At 71.8% G+C, this 20,083-nt stretch carries 17 protein-coding genes; 12 read left to right on the top strand and 5 right to left on the bottom strand.

The window, feature by feature from the left end:
- Positions 1-15: 15 nt before the first annotated feature.
- The 9 genes from FDO69_RS13005 to FDO69_RS12965 all read left to right on the top strand — a co-directional run bounded on the left by FDO69_RS13005 (position 16) and on the right by FDO69_RS12965 (position 13,341).
- Positions 16-1,281, top strand: a complete 1,266-nt coding sequence (locus tag FDO69_RS13005) for a 6-phospho-beta-glucosidase (RefSeq protein WP_104779938.1) — start codon at positions 16-18, stop codon at positions 1,279-1,281.
- Entirely contained in the window at positions 1,272-2,243 is a 972-nt protein-coding gene (locus FDO69_RS13000; RefSeq protein WP_104779937.1) for an N-acetylglucosamine kinase, read from the top strand. Before FDO69_RS13005 ends, FDO69_RS13000 begins: the two co-directional genes overlap by 10 nt.
- A 242-nt stretch (positions 2,244-2,485) precedes the next feature.
- Complete coding sequence (locus tag FDO69_RS12995; RefSeq protein ID WP_167526576.1) at positions 2,486-3,937, top strand: hypothetical protein; 1,452 nt, start codon at positions 2,486-2,488, stop codon at positions 3,935-3,937.
- Positions 3,938-3,996: 59 nt separating this feature from the next.
- Positions 3,997-4,986 (top strand): glutamate ABC transporter substrate-binding protein, encoded by a 990-nt coding sequence (locus tag FDO69_RS12990; RefSeq protein ID WP_420878504.1) that lies wholly within the window; start codon positions 3,997-3,999, stop codon positions 4,984-4,986.
- A gap of 68 nt (positions 4,987-5,054) precedes the next feature.
- Positions 5,055-6,389, top strand: coding sequence for a coiled-coil domain-containing protein (locus FDO69_RS12985; protein WP_104779934.1), 1,335 nt, complete (start codon positions 5,055-5,057; stop codon positions 6,387-6,389).
- A 17-nt stretch (positions 6,390-6,406) separates the two neighbouring features.
- Positions 6,407-8,968: a serine/threonine-protein kinase gene (locus FDO69_RS12980; RefSeq protein WP_104780019.1), complete on the top strand. Its 2,562-nt coding sequence runs from the start codon at positions 6,407-6,409 to the stop codon at positions 8,966-8,968.
- 3 nt (positions 8,969-8,971) lie between these two features.
- Entirely contained in the window at positions 8,972-10,429 is a 1,458-nt protein-coding gene (locus FDO69_RS12975) for a PP2C family protein-serine/threonine phosphatase (RefSeq protein WP_104779933.1), read from the top strand.
- A 99-nt stretch (positions 10,430-10,528) separates the two neighbouring features.
- Positions 10,529-11,875, top strand: a complete 1,347-nt coding sequence (locus FDO69_RS12970) for a vWA domain-containing protein (protein WP_104779932.1) — start codon at positions 10,529-10,531, stop codon at positions 11,873-11,875.
- A gap of 32 nt (positions 11,876-11,907) precedes the next feature.
- Entirely contained in the window at positions 11,908-13,341 is a 1,434-nt protein-coding gene (locus FDO69_RS12965; protein ID WP_104779931.1) for an FHA domain-containing protein, read from the top strand.
- Positions 13,342-13,430: 89 nt separating this feature from the next.
- On the opposite strand, the gene FDO69_RS12960 is transcribed toward FDO69_RS12965, so the two are convergent.
- Positions 13,431-14,414 carry a methyltransferase domain-containing protein gene (locus FDO69_RS12960; RefSeq protein ID WP_104779930.1) on the bottom strand — a complete coding sequence of 328 codons (984 nt, stop codon included), beginning with the start codon at positions 14,412-14,414 and terminating at the stop codon, positions 13,431-13,433.
- A 99-nt stretch (positions 14,415-14,513) separates the two neighbouring features.
- Between FDO69_RS12960 and FDO69_RS12955 the strand changes: the two genes are divergently transcribed.
- On the top strand, positions 14,514-14,927 hold the full coding sequence (locus FDO69_RS12955) for a globin (protein ID WP_104779929.1): 414 nt from the start codon (positions 14,514-14,516) through the stop codon (positions 14,925-14,927).
- A 17-nt stretch (positions 14,928-14,944) separates the two neighbouring features.
- Here the strand turns inward: FDO69_RS12955 and FDO69_RS12950 are convergent, their stop codons facing one another.
- From FDO69_RS12950 to FDO69_RS12935, 4 genes are all read right to left on the bottom strand, one after another.
- Positions 14,945-15,613, bottom strand: a complete 669-nt coding sequence (locus FDO69_RS12950; protein WP_104779928.1) for a DUF8010 domain-containing protein — start codon at positions 15,611-15,613, stop codon at positions 14,945-14,947.
- Positions 15,610-16,023, bottom strand: a complete 414-nt coding sequence (locus FDO69_RS12945) for an acyl-CoA thioesterase (RefSeq protein WP_104779927.1) — start codon at positions 16,021-16,023, stop codon at positions 15,610-15,612. The genes FDO69_RS12950 and FDO69_RS12945 overlap by 4 nt, the downstream gene beginning before the upstream one ends.
- 6 nt (positions 16,024-16,029) lie before the next feature.
- A complete protein-coding gene (ettA, locus tag FDO69_RS12940; protein WP_104779926.1) occupies positions 16,030-17,694 on the bottom strand; it encodes an energy-dependent translational throttle protein EttA in 1,665 nt (554 codons plus the stop codon).
- Between the two features lie 333 nt (positions 17,695-18,027).
- Positions 18,028-18,783 carry a GntR family transcriptional regulator gene (locus tag FDO69_RS12935; protein ID WP_104779925.1) on the bottom strand — a complete coding sequence of 252 codons (756 nt, stop codon included), beginning with the start codon at positions 18,781-18,783 and terminating at the stop codon, positions 18,028-18,030.
- Between the two features lie 79 nt (positions 18,784-18,862).
- Between FDO69_RS12935 and FDO69_RS41925 the strand changes: the two genes are divergently transcribed.
- Together FDO69_RS41925 and FDO69_RS12915 are read left to right on the top strand one after the other, a co-directional pair.
- Positions 18,863-19,141 carry a hypothetical protein gene (locus FDO69_RS41925; RefSeq protein WP_104779924.1) on the top strand — a complete coding sequence of 93 codons (279 nt, stop codon included), beginning with the start codon at positions 18,863-18,865 and terminating at the stop codon, positions 19,139-19,141.
- 589 nt (positions 19,142-19,730) lie between these two features.
- A complete protein-coding gene (locus tag FDO69_RS12915) occupies positions 19,731-20,027 on the top strand; it encodes a hypothetical protein (protein WP_104779921.1) in 297 nt (98 codons plus the stop codon).
- Positions 20,028-20,083: the final 56 nt, after the last annotated feature.

The raw sequence follows: 20,083 nt of genomic DNA, 5'->3' as shown, positions 1-20,083 counted from the left end.
GCGAGGTACCCCTCAGTGAAACTCACCGTGGTCGGCGGAGGCTCGACCTACACGCCCGAACTCGTGGACGGCTTCGCCCGCCTGAGGGACACCCTGCCCATCGAGGAACTGGTCCTCATGGACCCCGCGCAGGACCGTCTCGACCTCGTCGGCGGCCTGGCCCGCCGCATCTTCACCCGCCAGGACCACGCGGGCCGCATCACCACGACGAACGACCTCGACGAGGCGGTGGACGGTGCGGACGCGGTCCTCCTCCAACTCCGCGTCGGCGGCCAGGCGGCCCGTCAGCAGGACGAGACCTGGCCCCTGGAGTGCGGCTGCGTGGGCCAGGAGACCACCGGCGCCGGCGGCCTGGCGAAGGCCCTGCGCACGGTCCCGGTCGTCCTGGACATCGCGGACCGCGTCCGCCGCACCAACCCCCAGGCCTGGATCATCGACTTCACGAACCCGGTGGGCATCGTGACCCGCGCCCTGCTCCGGGCGGGCCACAAGGCGGTGGGCCTGTGCAACGTGGCCATCGGCCTCCAGCGCAAGTTCGCGGCCCTGCTGTCCACGGAGCCTTCCGGGATCCACCTGGACCACGTGGGCCTGAACCACCTCACCTGGGAGACGGCCGTACGTCTCGGCGGCCCGGAGGGCGAGGACGTCCTGCCGAAACTGCTGGGCGAGCACGGCGACACGATCGCGGCCGACCTCCGCCTGCCCCGCCCCCTGCTCGACACGCTGGGCGTGATCCCCTCCTACTACCTGCGCTACTACTACGCGCACGACGAGGTGGTCGGGGAACTCCGGACGAAGCCGTCCCGGGCGGCCGAAGTCGCGGATATGGAACGCCGGTTGCTCGCGATGTACGCCGACCCGGCCCTGGACGAGAAGCCGGAGCTGCTCGCCGAGCGGGGCGGGGCCTTCTACTCGGAGGCGGCGGTGGACCTGGCGGCGGCCCTGCTGGGCGGCGGCGGTTCGCCGTACCAGGTGGTGAACACGTACAACCGGGGCACGCTCCCCTTCCTCCCCGACGACGCCGTGATCGAGGTGCAGGCGGCGGTGGGAGCCAAAGGCGCCTCCCCCCTCCCCGTCCAGCCCGTGAACCCGCTCCACGCGGGCCTGATGGCCCATGTCACCGCCTACGAGGACCTCGCCCTCCAGGCCGCCCTGCACGGCGGCAGGAACCGCGTCTTCCGCGCCCTCCTCTCCCACCCCCTCATCGGCCAGTACGCGTACGCCGAGACGCTCACCGACCGGCTGATCGCACACAACCGGGAGCACCTCGCGTGGGCCTGACCGCACGAGTCCTCGCCATCGACGCGGGCAACAGCAAGACGGACGTCGCGATCGTCACGGCGGACGGGGACGTCCTCGCCACGGCACGCGGAGGCGGCTTCCGTCCCCCGGCCGTCGGCGTCGACACGGCGATGGACGCCCTGGCCGAAACGGTGACGAGGGCGCTCACCACCGCCGGACTCACCTCCGTCACCCACGTCTCGGCATGCCTGGCGAACGCCGACTTCCCCGTGGAGGAGGACCGGTTGGCCACGGCCCTGCGGGCACGCGCCTGGGGCACGACGGTGACGGTCCGCAACGACACCTTCGCGATCCTGCGGGCCGGTGTCACCGAACCCCGGGGCGTGGCGGTCGTCTGCGGCGCCGGCATCAACTGCGTGGGCATGCGCCCCGACGGCCGCACCGCCCGCTTCCCGGCACTGGGCAGGGTCTCGGGCGACTGGGGCGGCGGCTGGGGCCTGTCCGAGGAGGCCCTCTGGCACGCCTCCCGGGCGGAGGACGGCCGCGGCGCCCCCACCGCCCTGTCCCACACCCTCCCCGCCCACTTCGGCCTGCCTTCGGTGTACACCCTCGTCGAAGCGCTCCACCTGGAGCGCATCCCGACGCTCCGGCGTCACGAACTGACCCCGGTCCTCTTCGCCACGGCCGCCGACGGAGATCCGATCGCCCGGACGATCATCGAGCGCCAGGCCGAGGAAGTGGTCTCCATGGCGGTCGTGGCCCTGACCCGCCTGGACCTCCTGCACGAGCCGACACCGGTCCTCCTGGGCGGCGGCGTCCTGGCGGCCCGGCACGCCCGACTGAACACCCACATCGAGCACTTGCTCACCGACCGCGCCCCCAAGGCGGTCCCGCAGGTGGTGACGGCGAGCCCGGTCCTCGGCGCGGCACTGCTGGGACTGGACGAGGTCGGGCCGAAGGAGGGAGCGCAGGACAGACTGCGGTCGTACTACGACGCCTAGCACCGCGGCAACCACCACGCACCCGCCGTCGTACGCAGGGGGACGGGCCGCCGCAGGCACTCCCACCACCTCACACCACCCCACGGGAACCGAACCGACCCCTCGTACGTGTTCCTGGACAAGGGGTGGTGCGAGGGGGCGCGCTCCACGCTGCGATCCGATCAAGATCGGGGCAAGGCCGGTGCGGATGTCGGTCCCGGCAGCGATACTTGCGGCGACGGATGACCATGGGGGAGGTCACAGTGACGCACACGCCGAAGAGCAGCCCGCCACCACCGGGCACGGCCCTGCCCGTGCTGCCGGCGGTCCCGGCACAGGCAGCGCCCCCCGCCCGGCCATCCGAAAAACCTCTCGCGCCCCCGGCACCCTCAACAGGCCCCCGCCGCACCGCGTTCGCCGAGGGCCTCGACCAGCTCCGCTCCGCCGCCACCACCGAGCCCGGCCGCCTGCGCATCATCGGCGCCCTGCTGGCCCTGCTCGTCATCGCCTTCGGCGCCGTCACCGCCTGGCAGATGACCGACCGCGCGGCCGCCGCCGACGACGTCCTCACCCGCAGCCAGCCCCTCAGCTCGGACGCCGCCGACATCTACCGCTCCCTCGCGGACGCCAACACCGCGGCCTCCAGCGGCTTCCTCGCCGGCGGCCAGGAATCGGCCGCCACCCGCGACCGCTACGAGCGGGACATCCGCACGGCCGCGGAGAAGCTCGTCAACGCCGCCGCGAATGCCGACCCGGACTCCCCCTCCACGGCGACGATCGCCGAACTCAACCGACTCCTCCCGCAGTACAAGGGCCTGGTGGAGCGCGCCCGTACGTACAACCGGCAGGGCTTCCCCGTCGGCGGCGCCTACCTCCGCTACGCCAACGAGAAGATGCAGGAGCAGATGCTCCCGGCGGCGGAGGACCTCTACAAGAAGGAGAACCAGCGCCTCAGGGCGGACTACGCGGCCGCCACGCCCTACCCCTGGGCGGCCATCGCCCTCGGCGTCGCCGCACTGGCGGCCCTCGCCTGGGCCCAGCACCGCAACTACCGGCGGACGAACAGGGTCCTGAACCACGGCCTGGTGGCCGCCACCGCCACCGCCACGGTCGTCCTCCTCTGGCTGGTCGTCGGCCACACCCTCGCCCGCGCGGGCCTGGACGACTCCTTCGACCACGGCGTCCGCTCCCTGAACGTGCTGCACGACGCGCGCATCGCCTCCCTCAAGGCCCGGGGCAATGAGAACCTCACCCTGGTGGCCCGCGGCGCGGAGACGAAGAAGGTGGGCGAAAGGACGTACGACGCCTACGACTACGACTTCGGCACGGACATCAAGGACCTGGCCGGGTATCTGGCGGCAGCCGAGAAGCTCGCCGACGACGACTCGGGCGAGCGCCCCGTCACCGCCGCCATGGGCAACATGCGGGAGTGGAAGAAGCGCCACGCCGCGGCCCGCGAGCAGGACGAGAACGGCAACTACCAGCAGGCGCTGGACCGGGTCATCGGCACCAAGGACCCGACCGGCGAGTGCTTCGACAGCGTCGACGAGAACCTGCGCACGGCACTCGCGCACGAGGAGACGGAGTTCAAGCGCGCGGCGGGCGACGGCCGCGACGCGCTGACGGGCATGCCGGCCGGTGTGGCCGTGCTGGCGGTGCTGGGCGCGGCGGGCGCGGTCGTGGGCATCGGCCGCAGGCTGTCGGAGTACCGGTGAACGGGCCAGGGGCGAAGGGAGGAACGACCGTGCGAGACACGCTCAGGGGCTGGGGCGGAGTGACCGCGATGGCAGTCGTCTGCGCCCTGGTGGCGCTGGTGGCCCTCTGCCTGCCGCTCACCACGACCACGAAGACCGCCCAGAACACCACCGCGACCACCCGTACCGCCGAGACCAAGGCGGAGGGCGACTGCGAGGCCCCCGAGAAGCAGACCCTCTCCCCTTCCTCCGCCGACGGCGACACCATCCGGAAGATCAAGGACCGCGAGGGCGGGAAGCGCAAGCTGATCGTCGGCGTCGACCAGAACAGCTACCGGTGGGGCTACCGCAACCCCAACAGCGGCAAGACCGCGGAGCTCGAGGGCTTCGACATCGACCTGGTCCACCGCATCGCCGAGGACATCCTCGGCGACCCGGACGCCGTCCAGTTCAAGGCGATCCCCACCAACCAGCGCATCCCGGCGATCCAGGACGGCAGCGTGGACATGGTCGTCCGCACCATGACGATCAACTGCGACCGCATCGCCGACGTGGCCTTCTCCGCGCCCTACTTCAAGACGGGCCAGCAGGTCCTGGCCCCGAAGTCCTCGCGCGTCAAGGGCTACGACGGCACTCTCGCGGGCCGCAAGGTCTGCACCGCGGCCGGCTCCACGGCGTACTCCAAGCTGGAGGCGGACCAGAAGGCCGGCGAACTGCCCGCCGACACCGACATATCGATCACGGTCCCGAACCAACTCGACTGTCTGGTGCGGCTCCAGCTCGGCGAGGTCGACGCCGTCGTCACCGACGGCGCGCTCGCGGCGAGCCAGGCGGCACAGGATCCGACGGTCGAGCTCAAGGGCGACGCCTTCACTGCCGAGTACTACGGCGTGGCGATGAAGAAGGACGCGGACGATCTGGTACGCCGGGTCAACCAGATCCTGGTCGACTACCGCAAGGACACCGCGAACGGCTGGCAGGCGTCGTACGACCGATGGCTGTCGGCGACTTTGGGCAAGGATGCGAAGAAGTCGGAACCACCGGCACCGCAGTACCTCCGCACGAGCTGACGACCGGCGCACAGCCGGACCACGACCGAGAACGCCCCGACGGGCACTACCGCAGCGAGAGGTGATCGATGGGCGCCACGGGACCCACCGGGCCGGTGATGGACCGGGACGAGGTGGACCGTGCGCTGGCGCGGCTCGGCGCGGAGCACGAGGCGATCGAGACCTCGCTCCTCGCCCTGCAGGACCACGCGGGCCGCAGACTCCTGGAGGGCGCCCAGCTCACCGGCGTCACCCAGGAGCGCTGGACGTCGACGGAGGCGTCGATCACGCTGCTGTGGACCTACTTCGACGCGTACACCGACGCGCTGCGCTCCGCCCGCGACATCCGGGCCCGCCGCCGCTGGTCCAGCCGCGAGGACCTGGTGGAGCTGACGGAGCTCCTGAACGGCGACTCGGTCACCGTGGCGGGCAGCGCCACGGCCACGGCCAACGCCCCGACGCTGCACTCCGGTCCGACCAAACTCAGCGAACGCCACTCGCTCGCCACCCTCGTCGACCGGATGAACGAGCTGTACGCGACGAGCCTGGACATGGTGGTCGCCGCGGACGCGGTCTGGTCGGCGCTGCCGGCCCGGATAGACCTGCTCGCGGCCGAACTCCAGCGCACCCGCCGGCTCGCCCACTCGGTCGGTGTGCGCCCCAGTGAGCACCCGGCCGGTGACGACCTGGAGCGCATCACGCGGGTACTGACCAAGCTGCGCGAGCAGGTGGTCTCGGACCCGCTGGCGTTCTGGCTGGCCGCGGAGGGCAGTTCGGCGCCGGGCGGCGGCAGACCGGACACGACGGTGTACGACCGCGAGGCCCGCGCCCTGGAGGACGTACGCCGCGAGATCGACGCCGTGCTGACGGTTCGCCAGGACGCGGAGAAGCGGATCGTGCGGCTGCGGGACATCCTCAGCCGCGCGGACCGCACGCTCGCCGAGGCGCGCACGGCACGCGGCGAGGTCCTCGCGAAGATCGCGGCGACGGAGGTGCCGGTGGTCAGCGGGCCGCCGACCGTGCTGCAGGAGCAGCTGGCTGCGGCGGCCGAGTACCGCAGGCAGGCGCAGTGGCACCGGTTGTCCCCGCTGCTGGAGTCGCTGGAGCAGAAGGCCGAGGACGAACTGCTGCGCGCCCGTGAGTCGTTGGGAGCGGTCACCGCGCCGCTGGCGGTCCGTGCCGAGCTGCGCGGCCGTCTCGACGCGTACAAGGCGAAAGTCGCGCGGCACGGCTTCGCCGAGGACGCACTGCTGGTGGAGCGGTACGAGAAGGCGCGCCGCATGCTGTGGAGCGCTCCCTGCGACCTGCGCGCCGCCGAGCAGGCGGTGCTGCGCTTCCAGCACGCGGCGGCGGAACTGCTCGGCGGCCCGCGGCTGCCGGGGCAGGGCGTGCCGGAGGACGACCGGAGGGGGCCGGGCGCATGAGCGACGAGGGGGAGTCCATGAGTCAGCCGCAGGAGCCGGCCGGCGCACTGCCACGCACCTGTCAGCGCCCGGGTTGCGAGGGCACGTACGAGGACGTGGGCGGCGGTGAGTTGTACTGCGACACCTGCGGTCTGGCCCCGGTCGTCGCGGCTGGGGGCTCCTCCTCGGGGGCAGGCATGGTCGGTTCGCCTCCCACCGCCATCACCGCCGGGGGCAGGGGCGGCTCCCGCGGCTCCGCGGGCAGCGGCAGTTCCCGCGCCAGTGGCCGCAGTTCGCGGACGTCGTCCCAGTCGTCGAAGTCCCGTCGCTCGGTGTCGGGGCGCCTGTCGCGGTCGCTGTCGGGCACGTCGACGGGCCGCTCGGTGTCGGTGCGCAGCTCCGGCTCGGCCTCCGGTTCCGGGTCCCGGGGCCGACTGGGCGCCGGTCTGGTGCAGGTTCCGCCGATCCCGCGGCCCGACCCGCGCGAGATGGTCCTGGACAACCCCGAGGTGCCCGAGCGGAAGCGGTTCTGCTCGCGCTCCGACTGCGGCGCCCAGGTGGGCCGGGCACGCGGCGACCGGCCGGGCCGTACGGAGGGCTTCTGCACCAAGTGCGGGCACCCGTACTCGTTCGTGCCGAAGCTGAAGGCCCTGGACGTGGTGCACGGCCAGTACGAGGTGGTCGGCTGCCTGGCGCACGGCGGGCTCGGCTGGATCTACCTCGCCGTCGACCGGGCGGTGTCCGACCGGTGGGTGGTCCTGAAGGGCCTGCTGGACACGGGCGACCAGGACGCGATGGCCGCGGCGATCTCCGAGCGGCGCTTCCTCGCGGAGATCGAGCACGCCAACATCGTGCGGATCTACAACTTCGTGGAGCACCTGGACCAGCGCACGGGTTCGCTCGACGGCTACATCGTGATGGAGTACGTCGGCGGCAAGTCGCTCAAGGAGATCGCCAACGCCCGCCGCACCCCGCAGGGCAGGCGCGACCCGCTGCCGGTGGAGCAGGCCTGCGCGTACGGCATCGAGGCGCTGGAGGCGCTCGGGCACCTGCACAGCCGGAACCTGCTGTACTGCGACTTCAAGGTCGACAACGCCATCCAGACCGAGGACCAGCTCAAGCTGATCGACATGGGCGCGGTGCGCAGGATGGACGACGAGGAGTCGGCCATCTACGGCACGGTCGGCTACCAGGCCCCGGAGGTGGCCGAGGCGGGCCCGTCGGTGGCGAGCGACCTCTACACCGTCGCCCGCACCCTCGCGGTCATGACCTTCGACTTCCAGGGCTACACGAACGTCTACGCCGACTCCCTGCCCGACCCGGACCACATCGAGGTGTTCCGGCAGTACGAGTCGTTCTACCGACTCCTGGTCCGTGCCACGGACCCCGACCCGGCCCGCCGGTTCGCCTCCGCGCAGGAGATGACCGAGCAGCTGACGGGCGTCCTGCGGGAGGTCGTCTCCCTCCAGACGGGCCGCGCCCGCCCTGCCCTGTCCACGCTGTTCGGTCCGGAACTGCGGGTGCCGGACACGGAGTTGTTCCCGAGGCTGGACGGCGAGGTGTCCCGCCTGGGGGCCCGGGTGCTGCGGGCCCGGGCCCGTGCCGGCGCTCCCGCCGCCTTGCCCGATCCGCAGCGGCCCGGGCCCGCGCACAGTCTCGTCAAGCCCGTCGACACCCCCGCCGCCGCGTTCGCCCTGCCCGTCCCGCGGGTCGACCCGACCGACCCCAACGCCGGTTTCCTGGCCGGTCTGATGACCTCGGCGCCGGGCGAGCTGCTCGGCGCCCTGGCGGCCGCCCCCGCCCCGTCGATCGAGACGCGGCTGAGGCAGATCAGGGCCTGGCTGGAGACCGGCGATCCGGCCGCCGCGGTGCAGGCGCTGGTCTCGCTGGAGGGTGAGCGGCCCGACGACTGGCGGGTGGTCTGGTACCGGGGCCTGGCCGCCCTGGTGACAGGCGACGACGAGGGAGCCGCCCTCGCCTTCGACGCGATCTACGACGCCTTCCCGGGCGAGATCGCGCCCAAGCTGGCGCTGGGCCTGTGCGCGGAGGTGCTGGGCCAGCTCGACAACGCCGCCGAGTACTACCGGCTGGTGTGGTCGACCGACCCGAGCTATGTGAGCGCCGCGTTCGGCCTGGCGCGCGTGCAGCTGGCGACCGGGGACCGGCATGGCGCCGTACGCACGCTGGAGTCGGTACCGGAGTCCTCCATCCACTACACGGCAGCGCGGGTCGCGGCCGTGCGGGCGCGGCTGCGGCAGCGCACGGCGACCGCCGCCGACGCGGCGTTCCTGGGGGATCTGACGGCGGCCGCCGCGCAGGTCGAGGCGCTGGAGGCGTACGGTCTGGATCCGGCGCGGCGGGAGCAGTTGTCGGCCGAAGTCCTCGGTTGCGCGCTGGACTGGGTACTCTCCGGGGGCCAGGGTTCCGCCCCTCCCGCCGCCGGGGGACGGACGCTGCTCGGTAGCGGCCTGGACGAGCGGGGCCTGCGTTTCGGTCTGGAACGCTCGTACCGCACGCTGGCCCGGCTGGCGCGGGGCGGCGAGGAGAGGATCGACCTGGTGGAACGTGCCAATCGTTACCGCCCCCGGACGTGGGTGTAGTTGATGTCGCAGATGCCCCAGTTGTCCGCCTGCCCGAGTTGCGAGGAACCCCTCGAGTCGGGTGACCGTTTCTGCGGCGCGTGCGGATACGACCTGTCCGCCGTGCCGGAACGGCCGCAGGACAACCCGACCATCACCATGAACGGCTCGGTGCCCGCGCAGGGCGCTCCGGCCGGTGAGTATCCCGAGCCGCCGTCGGCGCCCCCCGCCGACACGGCCTGGCCCGCGCCCGGGCCGGACGGCGCGGGTGCCCCGGACGCGGTGCACCTGCCGACGGACCTCCCGGGCACGGACTCGGGCGGCTCCGTCCTGCCACCGGAGACACCCCCGCCGCCGAGCGCCCCGCCGGCCGAAGCCGAGGGCGTGCGGTTCGACCGGCCGCCGCAGCCCGACGGGTCTGCCGCGTCGCCGGAGATCTACCAGACACAGCCCGACGGGTCTGCCGCGTCGCCGGAGATCTACCAGACACAGCCCGACGAGTACCTCCTCCAGGCACCGGACCCACGGGTGTCCGCCGAGTCGGCGGCCCAGGCCGCGGGCACCGGCGGCAAGGTCTGCGTCGCCTGCCGGGCCGGCCGCGTGGACGACGACGGCTACTGCGAGAACTGCGGCCACGCCCAGCCGCGCGAACGGGACCACATGGAGCAGGAGTCCGGCCCGGTGGCCGCGGTCAGCGACCGCGGCCTGCGCCACCACCGCAACGAGGACGCGTTCGCCATCGGCACCACCGCGCTGCCCGACGGCTCCCCCGCCTCCGTCGCGATCGTCTGCGACGGCGTCTCCTCGGCGACCCGCCCCGACGACGCCTCCGCGGCGGCGTCCCGGGCGGCGGGCGAGACGTTGCTGGCGGCCCTGCCGCGCGGCACGCACCCGCAGCAGGCGATGCACGACGCGATCCTCGCCGCCTCGCGTGCCGTCAACTCGCTCGCCGCGGAGCCCGCCACGGCCCTCGAGCAGGCACCTCACCAGAACGCCCCCGCCTGCACCATCGTCGGCGCCGTGGTGACGTCCGGCCTGCTGATCGTCGGCTGGGTCGGCGACAGCCGCGCCTACTGGGTCCCGGTGGACCGCAGCGCTCCCCCGGCCCGGCTCACCGAGGACGACTCCTGGGCCGCCCAGATGGTCGCCGCGGGCCTGATGAGCGAGGCCGAGGCCTACGCCGACGAACGCGCCCACGCGATCACCGGCTGGCTCGGCGCGGACGCCTACGAACTGGAACCGCACACCGCCGCGTTCAAGCCGGACCGGCCCGGCGTTGTGGTGGTCTGCACCGACGGCCTGTGGAACTACGCGGAGGCGGCCGAGGAGATGGCCCGGGTCGTCCCGCTCGACGCGGCCACGCATCCGCTGCACAGCGCCCGGGTGCTCCTCGGCCACGCCCTGGACGGCGGGGGCCACGACAACGTAACAGTGGCGCTCGTGCCGTTCCCGGCCGTGCCCCAGGGGGCAGGATCGGCCTGAGGCCACGTACGGGGACGCCTCGGCGGACCGGAGGGGACCGGTCCGCCTACCGTCATCACCCCGCCGCGGCGGGGGCTTTGGAGGGGGATCGAAGCAGGCATGGCCAATTTCTCGAAGTCGAACGCGCCCCAGTTCTCGGTGGACGTCTACCAGAACGAGTACCTGCCGGAGGGCGCCGGCGAGGTCAACGCCATCGTCACGGTGACGGCGACGGGCGGCGGCACGATCGGCAGCGCGGTCGCGGCGCCCCACCTCTACTCGCCCGGCCAGGGCCCGTCCGCAGCCGTGGCGATCATGGTCGACTGCTCGGGGTCGATGGACTACCCGCCGACCAAGATGCGCAACGCCCGCGACGCCACGGCCGCGGCGATCGACACCCTGCGCGACGGCGTGCACTTCGCCGTGATCGGCGGGACGCACGTGGCGAAGGAGGTCTACCCGGGCGGCGGCCGTGTCGCGGTCGCCGACGCCACCACCCGCGGACAGGCCAAGCAGGCGCTGCGCTCGCTGAGCGCGGGCGGCGGCACGGCCATCGGCACCTGGCTGAAACTGGCCGACCGCCTGCTGTCGTCCGCGGACGTCGCGATCCGGCACGGCATCCTGCTCACCGACGGCCGCAACGAACACGAGTCGCCGCAGGACCTGAAGGCCGCGCTCGACGCGTGCGCCGGGCGCTTCACGTGTGACGCGCGCGGCGTGGGCACCGACTGGGAAGTGAAAGAAGTCACAGGGATCGCCTCCGCCCTGCTCGGCACCGCCGACATCGTCGCCGATCCGGCCGAACTCGCCGCGGACTTCACGCGGATGATGGAGACGGCGATGGGCAAGGAGGTCGCGGACGTCTCGCTACGGCTGTGGACCCCCGTCGACACGACCGTGAAGTACGTCAAGCAGGTCGCGCCGACGGTCGAGGACCTGACCGGCCGGCGCACCGAGGCGAGTCCGCGCGCCGGCGACTACCCCCTTGGTTCCTGGGGAGACGAGTCGCGTGACTACCACGTCTGCATCGAGGTCCCGGTCGCGAACCTCGGGCAGGAGATGCTGGCGGGCCGGATCTCACTGGTCATCCCGCAGCCCGACGGCAGCGCCCAGAACCTCGGCGCACAGGGCCTCGTGCGGGCCGTGTGGACGGACGACATGGTCGCCTCGACGTCGATCAACCCTCAGGTCGCCCACTACACCGGGCAGGCCGAACTGGCACAAGTCATCCAACAGGGCCTGGATCTTCGCAAGTCGGGCGATATGGATGGCGCAACGGCCAAACTGGGCCGGGCCGTTCAGCTCGCGAGTGTCTCGGGGAACGCGGATACTGCGAAACTGCTTGCGAAGGTGGTGGACGTGGTCGATGCCGCGACCGGTACTGTGCGACTGAAGGCGAAGGTCGCGGAGGCTGACGAGATGACGCTCGAAACCCGTTCCACCAAGACCGTTCGCGTCAAGAAGTGACCTAGAAGAGATCGAAGGAGGGACGCGCCGACATGCCGACCTGCCCGAACGGACACCAGTCGGGTTCCGACGACTGGTGCGAGGTCTGCGGTCACCGCATGGCGGGTGCCGTGCCTCCGCCTCCTCCCCCGCCGCCCCCGCCCGGCGGCTACGGCTTCCCGCCCCCCGCCGGACCGGGTGGCCCCGGCGGCCCTCCCGGCGGTCCCGGTGGCCAGCCCGGTGGGCGCCCGCCGCACCTGTCCGCCGTACCGAACGCCGAGCCGGAGCTCTGCCCGCAGTGCCGCACGCCCCGTGAGGGCGGCGCCCCGTTCTGCGAGGAGTGCCGGTGGAACTTCCTGACGAACACGGCGACGTCGTACACCCCCGCGGCCCCGCCGCCCGGTCCGGGCGTGCGTTTCCAGCCTCCGGGCCAGCAGGGCGGCCCGCCCCCCGGCCCGTCGTACGGCGGTGGTGACTCCTACGAGTACCAGGGCTCCCGTCCGTCCCAGGTGAACCGCCCGGCCGAGCCGATCCCGCCGTTCGGCGGCGACCCGTCCGGCCGCCCCGGCCCGGGTGGGCCCGGCGGGCCCGGCGGCCCCCAGGGCCATGGCTACGGCTACCCCCAGCCCGGCGCTGCCCCGCCCCCGCCCGGACCCGGCGGTCCTGGCGGACCCGGTGGCTTCGGCGGCCCTCCCGGCCCGGGTGGTCCTGGCGGCTTCGGTGCCGACCCCTCGCGGCCGGTCCCGCCCCCGCCCGGACCCGGTGGTCCGGGTGGTCCGGGTGGTCCCGGTGGTCCGGGTGGTCCCGGTGGTCCCGGTGCTCCGCAGGCGTTCCACCAGTCCGGCCCGCCGGCCCCGCCCGGATTCCCGCAGGAGACCCAGCGGCCCCCGCAGCAGGGCGGTCCGTCCTTCGGCGGCGGTGACGACGACTGGGTGATCTCCCCGCCGACGTCCGGCCCGGGCGGCCAGGGCGGTCCCGGCGGCCCCGGTCAGGGCGGCTACGGCTACCCGCAGCCCGGCGCGACCCAGGCCCCGCCCGGTCCCGGCGGCTTCCCGCAGCAGCCCCAGGCGCCGCAGGGACCCGCGACGTGGACGGCGACCATCGGCCCGGACCGCGACTACTTCATGGCGATGATGCAGCGCTCCGGCCCCGAGGCCGCGGGCCTGAACCTGCCCGCGTACTCGCCGGAGCAGCAGCGCACGCTCACCGGCAACCAGCTCACGATCGGCCGCCGCCGGCATTCCACCGGCGACACCCCGGACATCGACCTGTCGACGCCGCCGGAGGACCCGGGCGTCTCGCACCAGCACGCGGTGCTGGTCCAGCAGCCTGACGGCAGTTGGGCGGTCGTCGACCAGAACTCGACGAACGGCACGACGGTCAACGGCTCGGAGGAACCGATCCAGCCCTTCGTCCCCGTACCGCTCCAGGACGGCGACCGAGTGCACGTGGGCGCCTGGACGACGATCACGATCCGCCGCGGCTGAGACACCGCGGACGATCACGATCCGCCGCGGTCGAGACGCCGCGGACGATCACGTTCCGCCGCGGCTGAGACGCCGCGGCGGAAGGTCCTTCACGACGGGAGGGGCCAGGCGTACGGCCCCTCCGGGTCGTCCAGCCAGGCCCACTCCGTCTCCTCGCCGACGGTGATGCCGTAGCGCTCGCGCTGCGGCCTGCCCTCCTGTTCCCACAGCGCGTGGGCCTCCTGCGGGTCCAGGCCGCCGCGGGTCAGGGCCAGCAGGAACCGGAACAGGTCGTCCTCCCGCGCCCGGTGCGGCACCCCGCCCAGCTGGACCGGCTCGCCCCCGGGCCGGCCTGCGCCGCGCAGCGGCACGAAGTAGGCGGGCGTGTGCAGGAAACGTCCCTCGGCGTGCCCCGCGCCGGTCACCGTGAGCATGATCAGGCCGGTGGCGAGCGGCATGAGGATCCGGCCGCCGGGACGGCTCTGGCTTACCCAGGCACGTGGGACACCGCTCAGGGCGCAGGTGGCGATGATCCGGTCGAACGGCGCGCGCTCGGGCACGCCCCGGGCGCCGTCGCCGGTGACGACCGCCGGGTGGTACCCGGCCGCGGCCAGGTGCCGACGGGCCGACTCGGTGATCTCCGGGTCGAGGTCGACGGTCGTGACCTTGTCGTCGCCCAGCCGGTGGGCCAGCAGCGCCGCGTTGTAGCCGGTGCCGGCGCCGATCTCCAGAACCGTGTGACCGTCCTCCACCTCCAGCGCGGCGAGCATGTCCGCCATCAGGGACGGCTGGCTGCTGGAGGAGAGCAGCTCACCGTCGCGCAGCCGGGTGGCCAGCGGGGTGTCCTCGTAGGCGCCGCGCAGCCACCGCTCCCGCGCCCCGGGGTCGGCGCTCTCGCCCCAGCGGCGTTCGTAGCCGCGGGCGACACCGACGTAGTAGTACGGCACGAAGAGGTGCCGCGGGACCGCCGCGAAGGCCTCCCGCCAGCCCGGGTCGGCCGCCCAGGCCCCGCTCGCCTCGATCCGGTCCACCAGCGCCGCCCGCGCGGCGGCGGCGAGAGCGTCGAGTTCACTGCCGGGTGCGTAGCCGCCCATGTCTCCACAGTAGGGGCAGGGTCCTGACAACAGCGGCAGGGTCCTGAAGGTAAGGGCAGGGTCCTAGGTCTTGAGTCCTATGCCGGGGCGTCTGAGACCATGGATCGCGTGAATGAGATTCGGCGCGGCACGCTTCAGGAGCAGACCTTCTACGAGCAGGTCGGCGGGGAGGAGACCTTCCGTCGGCTCGTCCACCGTTTCTACGAGGGAGTGGCCCAGGATCCGCTGCTGCGGCCCATGTACCCCGAGGAGGACCTGGGGCCGGCCGAGGACCGCTTCGCGCTGTTCCTCATCCAGTACTGGGGCGGCCCCACGACGTACAGCGACAACCGCGGCCACCCGCGGCTGCGGATGCGGCACGCGCCCTTCGCGGTCGACCGTGCGGCGCACGACGCGTGGCTGAAGCACATGCGGGTCGCCGTCGAGGAGCTCGGGCTGTCCGAGGAGCACGAGCACACGCTGTGGAACTACCTGACGTACGCGGCGGCCTCGATGGTCAACACCGAGGGCTGACGGCCGTCGAGGGCCGATCAGCGGACGCTGACGTCCAGCGCCCCGAGCCCGGCACGTCGTACGGCGATGGACCCGTACGGCGTGCGCAGCCTCAGCCACGCGCCCGACGAGAACAGCGCCGGCGGCACACCGGGGCGCAGAAAACCGAGGGAGTGCGCCGCGTGCACGGCCCGGACGGGCAGCCGGGTGTCCCCGACCGTGCGGGACCAGATGTCCGCCCCGATCCGGTCCAGCTCGGTCCGGGTCCGCCCGTCGGGGGGCAACTCCTGTGTACGCGTACGGAACTCGGCGATCACGGCGGCCACGAGGTCGCGCAGCGCCTCCGGCGTCGGCAGTCCAGGCTCGGCCCGCCAGTCCCCGCGGGGCGGCAGCACACCCGCCCACGGCGGCCCGGTCACGGCGCTCGGCACGACGGCCGTGCCGGCCTTCTCGTCCACCGACTCCAGGAACTCGCCGGCGGACACGGTCACGTCCAGCGTGACCTCCAGCCCCTTCTCGTACGGCTTCGCCAGCCGCACCGCCCGCACGGCGAGCACCTCGAAGGACGGCGGCCGCCCGAAGACGGCCAGTGCGGTGCCCGCCGCCTGCAGACGGACGGCGGCCCCGCGGTCGTAGTGGAGCAGCCGGGACAGGAAGGCGGCGAGATCCGCCGCCTCCCCCTCGTCGGCGAGGTGGAGCACCGTCATGCGGCGACGGCCTTCTCCTCGGCGTCATCCATGTACTCGCGCAGGAACTCCCGCTCCTCCGCGGTGATCCGGCGCGGGCGCTGCGCCTCGAAGTCGAACGGCACGATCACCGTCGAGGCCCGCACGTAGATCTGGTCGTCGTCCTTCACCTCGTAGGTGAGGGTGAAGGACGCGGCCCTTATCTCGGTGACCCACAGCTCGATGTCCACCGGGTGGTGCCGGTGGACGAGCTGCCGCTTGTAGTCGATCTCATGGCGTGCCACCACGGACCCCTGCTTGAAGTCCTTCTCCGGGCGGAACAGGAAGTCGATACGGGCTTCCTCCAGGTAGCGGAGGAACACCACGTTGTTGACGTGGCCGTACGCGTCCATGTCCGCCCAGCGCAGCGGGCAGCGGTAGATGTGCCGCAAGATCGATCAGCCCCGGGTCAGCTTCTTGTAGGTGGCGCGGTGCGGACGGGCGGCGTCCGGACCGAGCCGCTCGATCTTGTTCTTCTCGTACGACTCGAAGTTGCCCTCGAACCAGAACCACTTGGACTCACCCTCGTAGGCGAGGATGTGCGTGGCGACCCGGTCCAGGAACCACCGGTCGTGGGAGACGACCACGGCCGCACCCGGGAACTCCAGCAGCGCGTTCTCCAGGCTGGAGAGGGTCTCGACGTCGAGGTCGTTGGTCGGCTCGTCGAGGAGCAGCAGGTTGCCGCCCTGCTTGAGGGTGAGCGCGAGGTTCAGCCGGTTGCGCTCACCGCCGGAGAGCACGCCGGCCGGCTTCTGCTGGTCCGGGCCCTTGAAACCGAAGGCCGAGACGTAGGCACGAGAAGGCATCTCGACCTGGCCCACGTTGATGTAGTCCAGCTCGTCGGAGACCACGGCCCACAGCGACTTCTTCGGGTCGATGTTCTCGCGGCTCTGGTCGACGTAGGAGATCTTGACGGTGTCGCCGACCTTGATGGCGCCGGAGTCCGGCTCCTCGATGCCCTGGATCATCTTGAACAGGGTGGTCTTGCCGGCGCCGTTCGGGCCGATGATGCCCACGATGCCGTTGCGCGGCAGCGTGAAGCTGAGGTCGTCGATGAGCAGCTTGTCGCCGAAGCCCTTGCTGAGGTTGTTGACCTCGACGACGACGTTGCCCAGACGCGGGCCCGGCGGGATCTGGATCTCCTCGAAGTCCAGCTTCCGCATCTTGTCGGCCTCGGCGGCCATCTCCTCGTAGCGGGCCAGACGCGCCTTGGACTTGGCCTGCCGCCCCTTGGCGTTGGACCGCACCCACTCGAGCTCTTCCTTGAGCCGCTTCTGCCGCTTGGCGTCCTTCTGGCCCTCGACCTTGAGGCGGGCGGCCTTGGTCTCCAGGTACTTGGAGTAGTTGCCCTCGTAGGGGTAGAGGCGACCGCGGTCGACCTCGCAGATCCACTGGGCGACGTTGTCGAGGAAGTACCGGTCGTGGGTGACCGCGACGACGGTGCCGGGGTACTTGGCGAGGTGCTGCTCCAGCCAGTTCACCGACTCGGCGTCGAGGTGGTTGGTGGGCTCGTCGAGCAGCAGCAGGTCGGGCTGCTCCAGCAGCAGCTTGCACAGCGCGACGCGGCGGCGCTCACCACCGGACAGGTTGGTGACGGGCCAGTCGCCGGGCGGGCAGCCCAGGGCGTCCATGGCCTGCTCCAGCTGGGCGTCGAGGTCCCACGCGTTGGCGTGGTCGAGGTCCTCCTGGAGCTTGCCCATCTCGTTCATGAGCTCGTCGGTGTAGTCGGTCGCCATCTGCTCGGCGATCTCGTTGAACCGGTCGAGCTTGCCCTTGATCCCGGCGACACCCTCCTGGACGTTCTCCAGGACGGTCTTGTCCTCGGTCAGCGGGGGCTCCTGGAGCAGGATGCCGACCGTGTAACCGGGAGTGAGGAAGGCGTCACCGTTGGACGGCTGCTCGATGCCGGCCATGATCTTCAGGATCGTCGACTTGCCGGCGCCGTTCGGGCCGACGACGCCGATCTTCGCTCCCGGGAGGAAGCTCGTCGTCACGTCGTCGAGGATCACCTTGTCGCCGTGCGCTTTGCGCGCCTTGCGCATGGTGTAAATGAACTCAGCCAAGAGAAACCGTCCGGCAGCTTGAAACTGGCAGTGGGCAGATACACCCCATCTTGCCGTACCGCCAGCCCTGGGCGGAAACGCGTATGGCTGGGGGGCTGTGACCTGGGGGTTCGCGGTGGGCGGCTTAGACTCGCCTGTCACTGTCGGTCGCCGTTGGTCGGCCTCGGGTGCCCTCGCACGGCCCAGGGACGGCCCAGGAATGATCACTTGTGGGCAACATACGTGGGGTTGGGCCGCCGCCACGAGTGAACGGCCGGGCTGACCACCCTCACCCCTTGACGGGCGTGGACACGCCCGAAGCACCGCCACACCCGGCCCTCGACAGGCCTGCGGCTACCGGTTGATCGGGATCTCGTAGACGATCTCGCAGTGAGCTGCGGGCACGACGATGTCCGCTGTCTCGACGGGGCGCCCGTCGTCGCTGTAGTACGTCCGCCGGATGTGCGTGACGAGGGCGGCCTTCTGGACGCCCAGAAGAGAGGCCTCCTCGGCGGTCGCCTGACGCGGCTCCGGCTGCTCCACCGCGTGGCTGACGTTGACGCCGATCGCTGCCATGCGGTTCACGACACCGGCCCCAGCGTGCGGGCCTCCCTCGGGGAGAACGACGAGAGTCCCAGCCGTGAGGTCGTACGGCTCCCAGCTCGTCGACAGCTGCACCGGCCTGCCATCGGCCAGGAACTCGTATGCCGTCCTGACGCACAGATCGCCCTCGGCGATGCCCAACCGCGTAGCAATGTCTGCCGGGGCCGGCACCTTGGCGTCGGTCTTGCTCTCCCAGTCGCCTTGCTTGCCCAGAGCCTTCATATCGGCGCGGAAGGGCGACTTCTCAGGCTGCTCGCGCGCAGACGACCGGACGACCCGCACCCGTTGCCGGGGCTCGGCGACGTAGGTCCCCGATCCGGCGCGACCTTCCAGCACGCCCTGGGAGATCAGCAGCTCCTGCGCTCGGCGAACCACGTTCTCGCCGACGCCGCACTCCTGGCCGATCTGAGCGCGCGAGGGCAGCCGGTCTCCCGGCTCCCACACGTGCTCCGCGATCCGCCGCCGGAGTTCGTCGGCGATGCGGAGGTAGGGCGGCTGCTCAGGCATATGGAAAATCTAGTCCACTAGCTCTAATCTAGTTAACTAGCTTCACTCAAAGTGATCGCCGGTTAACGGAGGCTGCCCTGTGCCCGCTTCGGGAGTCCGCGCGGCAGCCATCGCTGCCCGGCTGTCCGGCCTCGGGCTGCCCGCACGTGTGGAAGAGCACGACCGACACACGTCCATCGAGGCGGAGGTACCGGAATCACTCACCGCCGACTTATGGCGGGAGGTCCTGGAGGCGGTGGCTGAAGCCGATCGGTTCGGACTCCTCGCCACCAGCCTGAACGACCGCACCCTCTGGGCGGTCGTACACAAAGCGGTCCCCACGACGGGCGATGTCGGGGGACCGAGCCATCAGCGATAGGAGCTGACCAGCGTGCTCAACCGTATCCGCCGTGCCGCCTCGCTCACCAGAGCGCGGTACTTCCCCAAGGGCAGGCACCGCCGCCCCTTACGGCCGTCTCGGCCGACGCTTGCTCCCGCTTCCGCTGCATTCGCCGACGAGTCGACGGTCGTCCTGGGCCAGGCTCTCGACAGGGCGGGTCACTGGCAGCCACTTCGGGGTGAGGACACGGCACTTGTCCGTCCGTACGTACTGGCGCATGAAGAACGCGCACGGCGACCTAGGGTCGTCCTCGCTCCCTATCTCCCAGCCGACGCCAGGTCGACCCTCCTGGGGGTCCACTGATGCCATCACGGCGGCAAGCTCTTGGCCCGGACGACTCGGCCACCTCGTACCGCTCGATTGCGTGCCAGATCGGCACGCACCACGCCTGCGCGGAGTCGTCGCCGGAATCGGCGCCGGTCGACCTTCCCTTGATTTACGAGGCTTGCGCCTGCCTGTGCCACGCGGCACCCGGCCGGCCTCAGCCCAGAGGTGACGCGGTGAGCGGCTCGGCGTCGAGTGGCACGCTGGCGCTCAACGCCGAGATCACCGAGAAGGGCACGCGGGGATGACGGCACATGACGAACTGAGACTTCTCCCGTGGGCAGGGCCGGAAGGCAAACCGTGCTACTTGAGCACCGATGACCAAGGCGGCTATGTCTCCCGCCTGGCGGACCACATCGAGGCGTTCCAACTCGGCTTGGCGTCCCAACTGCTGGAGCACTCACGTCAGGTACTCGACGACGAGACCGAGGACCCGGAGGAGCTGAACCTTCTCGCTGCCCAACTGACCAGCGCATTGCGAGACGTGCTGCGTGTAGCGACCAGCCGCGGACGCACGCCGGTTGCGCCTGGACACCCTTGAGGGCCTGAGCGGCAGCGGTGTGCAGTGCGGCAGGGAGCCTCGGCAACGGTCCAGGG

It is taken from the genome of Streptomyces tibetensis (assembly GCF_007655005.1).
GTDB lineage: Bacteria > Actinomycetota > Actinomycetes > Streptomycetales > Streptomycetaceae > Streptomyces > Streptomyces tibetensis.
This window is presented reverse-complemented; position numbering and strand designations above follow the sequence as displayed.

Excerpts from the sequence above, each read along its gene's own strand:
- FDO69_RS12965 (WP_104779931.1), top strand. The coding sequence starts at position 11,908 with ATGCCGACCTGCCCGAACGGACACCAGTCGGGTTCCGACGACTGGTGC.
- FDO69_RS12950 (WP_104779928.1), bottom strand. The coding sequence starts at position 15,613 with ATGACGGTGCTCCACCTCGCCGACGAGGGGGAGGCGGCGGATCTCGCC.
- FDO69_RS12935 (WP_104779925.1), bottom strand. The coding sequence starts at position 18,783 with ATGCCTGAGCAGCCGCCCTACCTCCGCATCGCCGACGAACTCCGGCGG.
- FDO69_RS12975 (WP_104779933.1), top strand. The coding sequence starts at position 8,972 with ATGTCGCAGATGCCCCAGTTGTCCGCCTGCCCGAGTTGCGAGGAACCC.
- FDO69_RS12955 (WP_104779929.1), top strand. The coding sequence starts at position 14,514 with ATGGATCGCGTGAATGAGATTCGGCGCGGCACGCTTCAGGAGCAGACC.
- FDO69_RS12960 (WP_104779930.1), bottom strand. The coding sequence starts at position 14,414 with ATGGGCGGCTACGCACCCGGCAGTGAACTCGACGCTCTCGCCGCCGCC.
- FDO69_RS12980 (WP_104780019.1), top strand. The coding sequence starts at position 6,407 with ATGAGTCAGCCGCAGGAGCCGGCCGGCGCACTGCCACGCACCTGTCAG.
- FDO69_RS12985 (WP_104779934.1), top strand. The coding sequence starts at position 5,055 with ATGGGCGCCACGGGACCCACCGGGCCGGTGATGGACCGGGACGAGGTG.
- FDO69_RS12915 (WP_104779921.1), top strand. The coding sequence starts at position 19,731 with ATGACGGCACATGACGAACTGAGACTTCTCCCGTGGGCAGGGCCGGAA.
- FDO69_RS12970 (WP_104779932.1), top strand. The coding sequence starts at position 10,529 with ATGGCCAATTTCTCGAAGTCGAACGCGCCCCAGTTCTCGGTGGACGTC.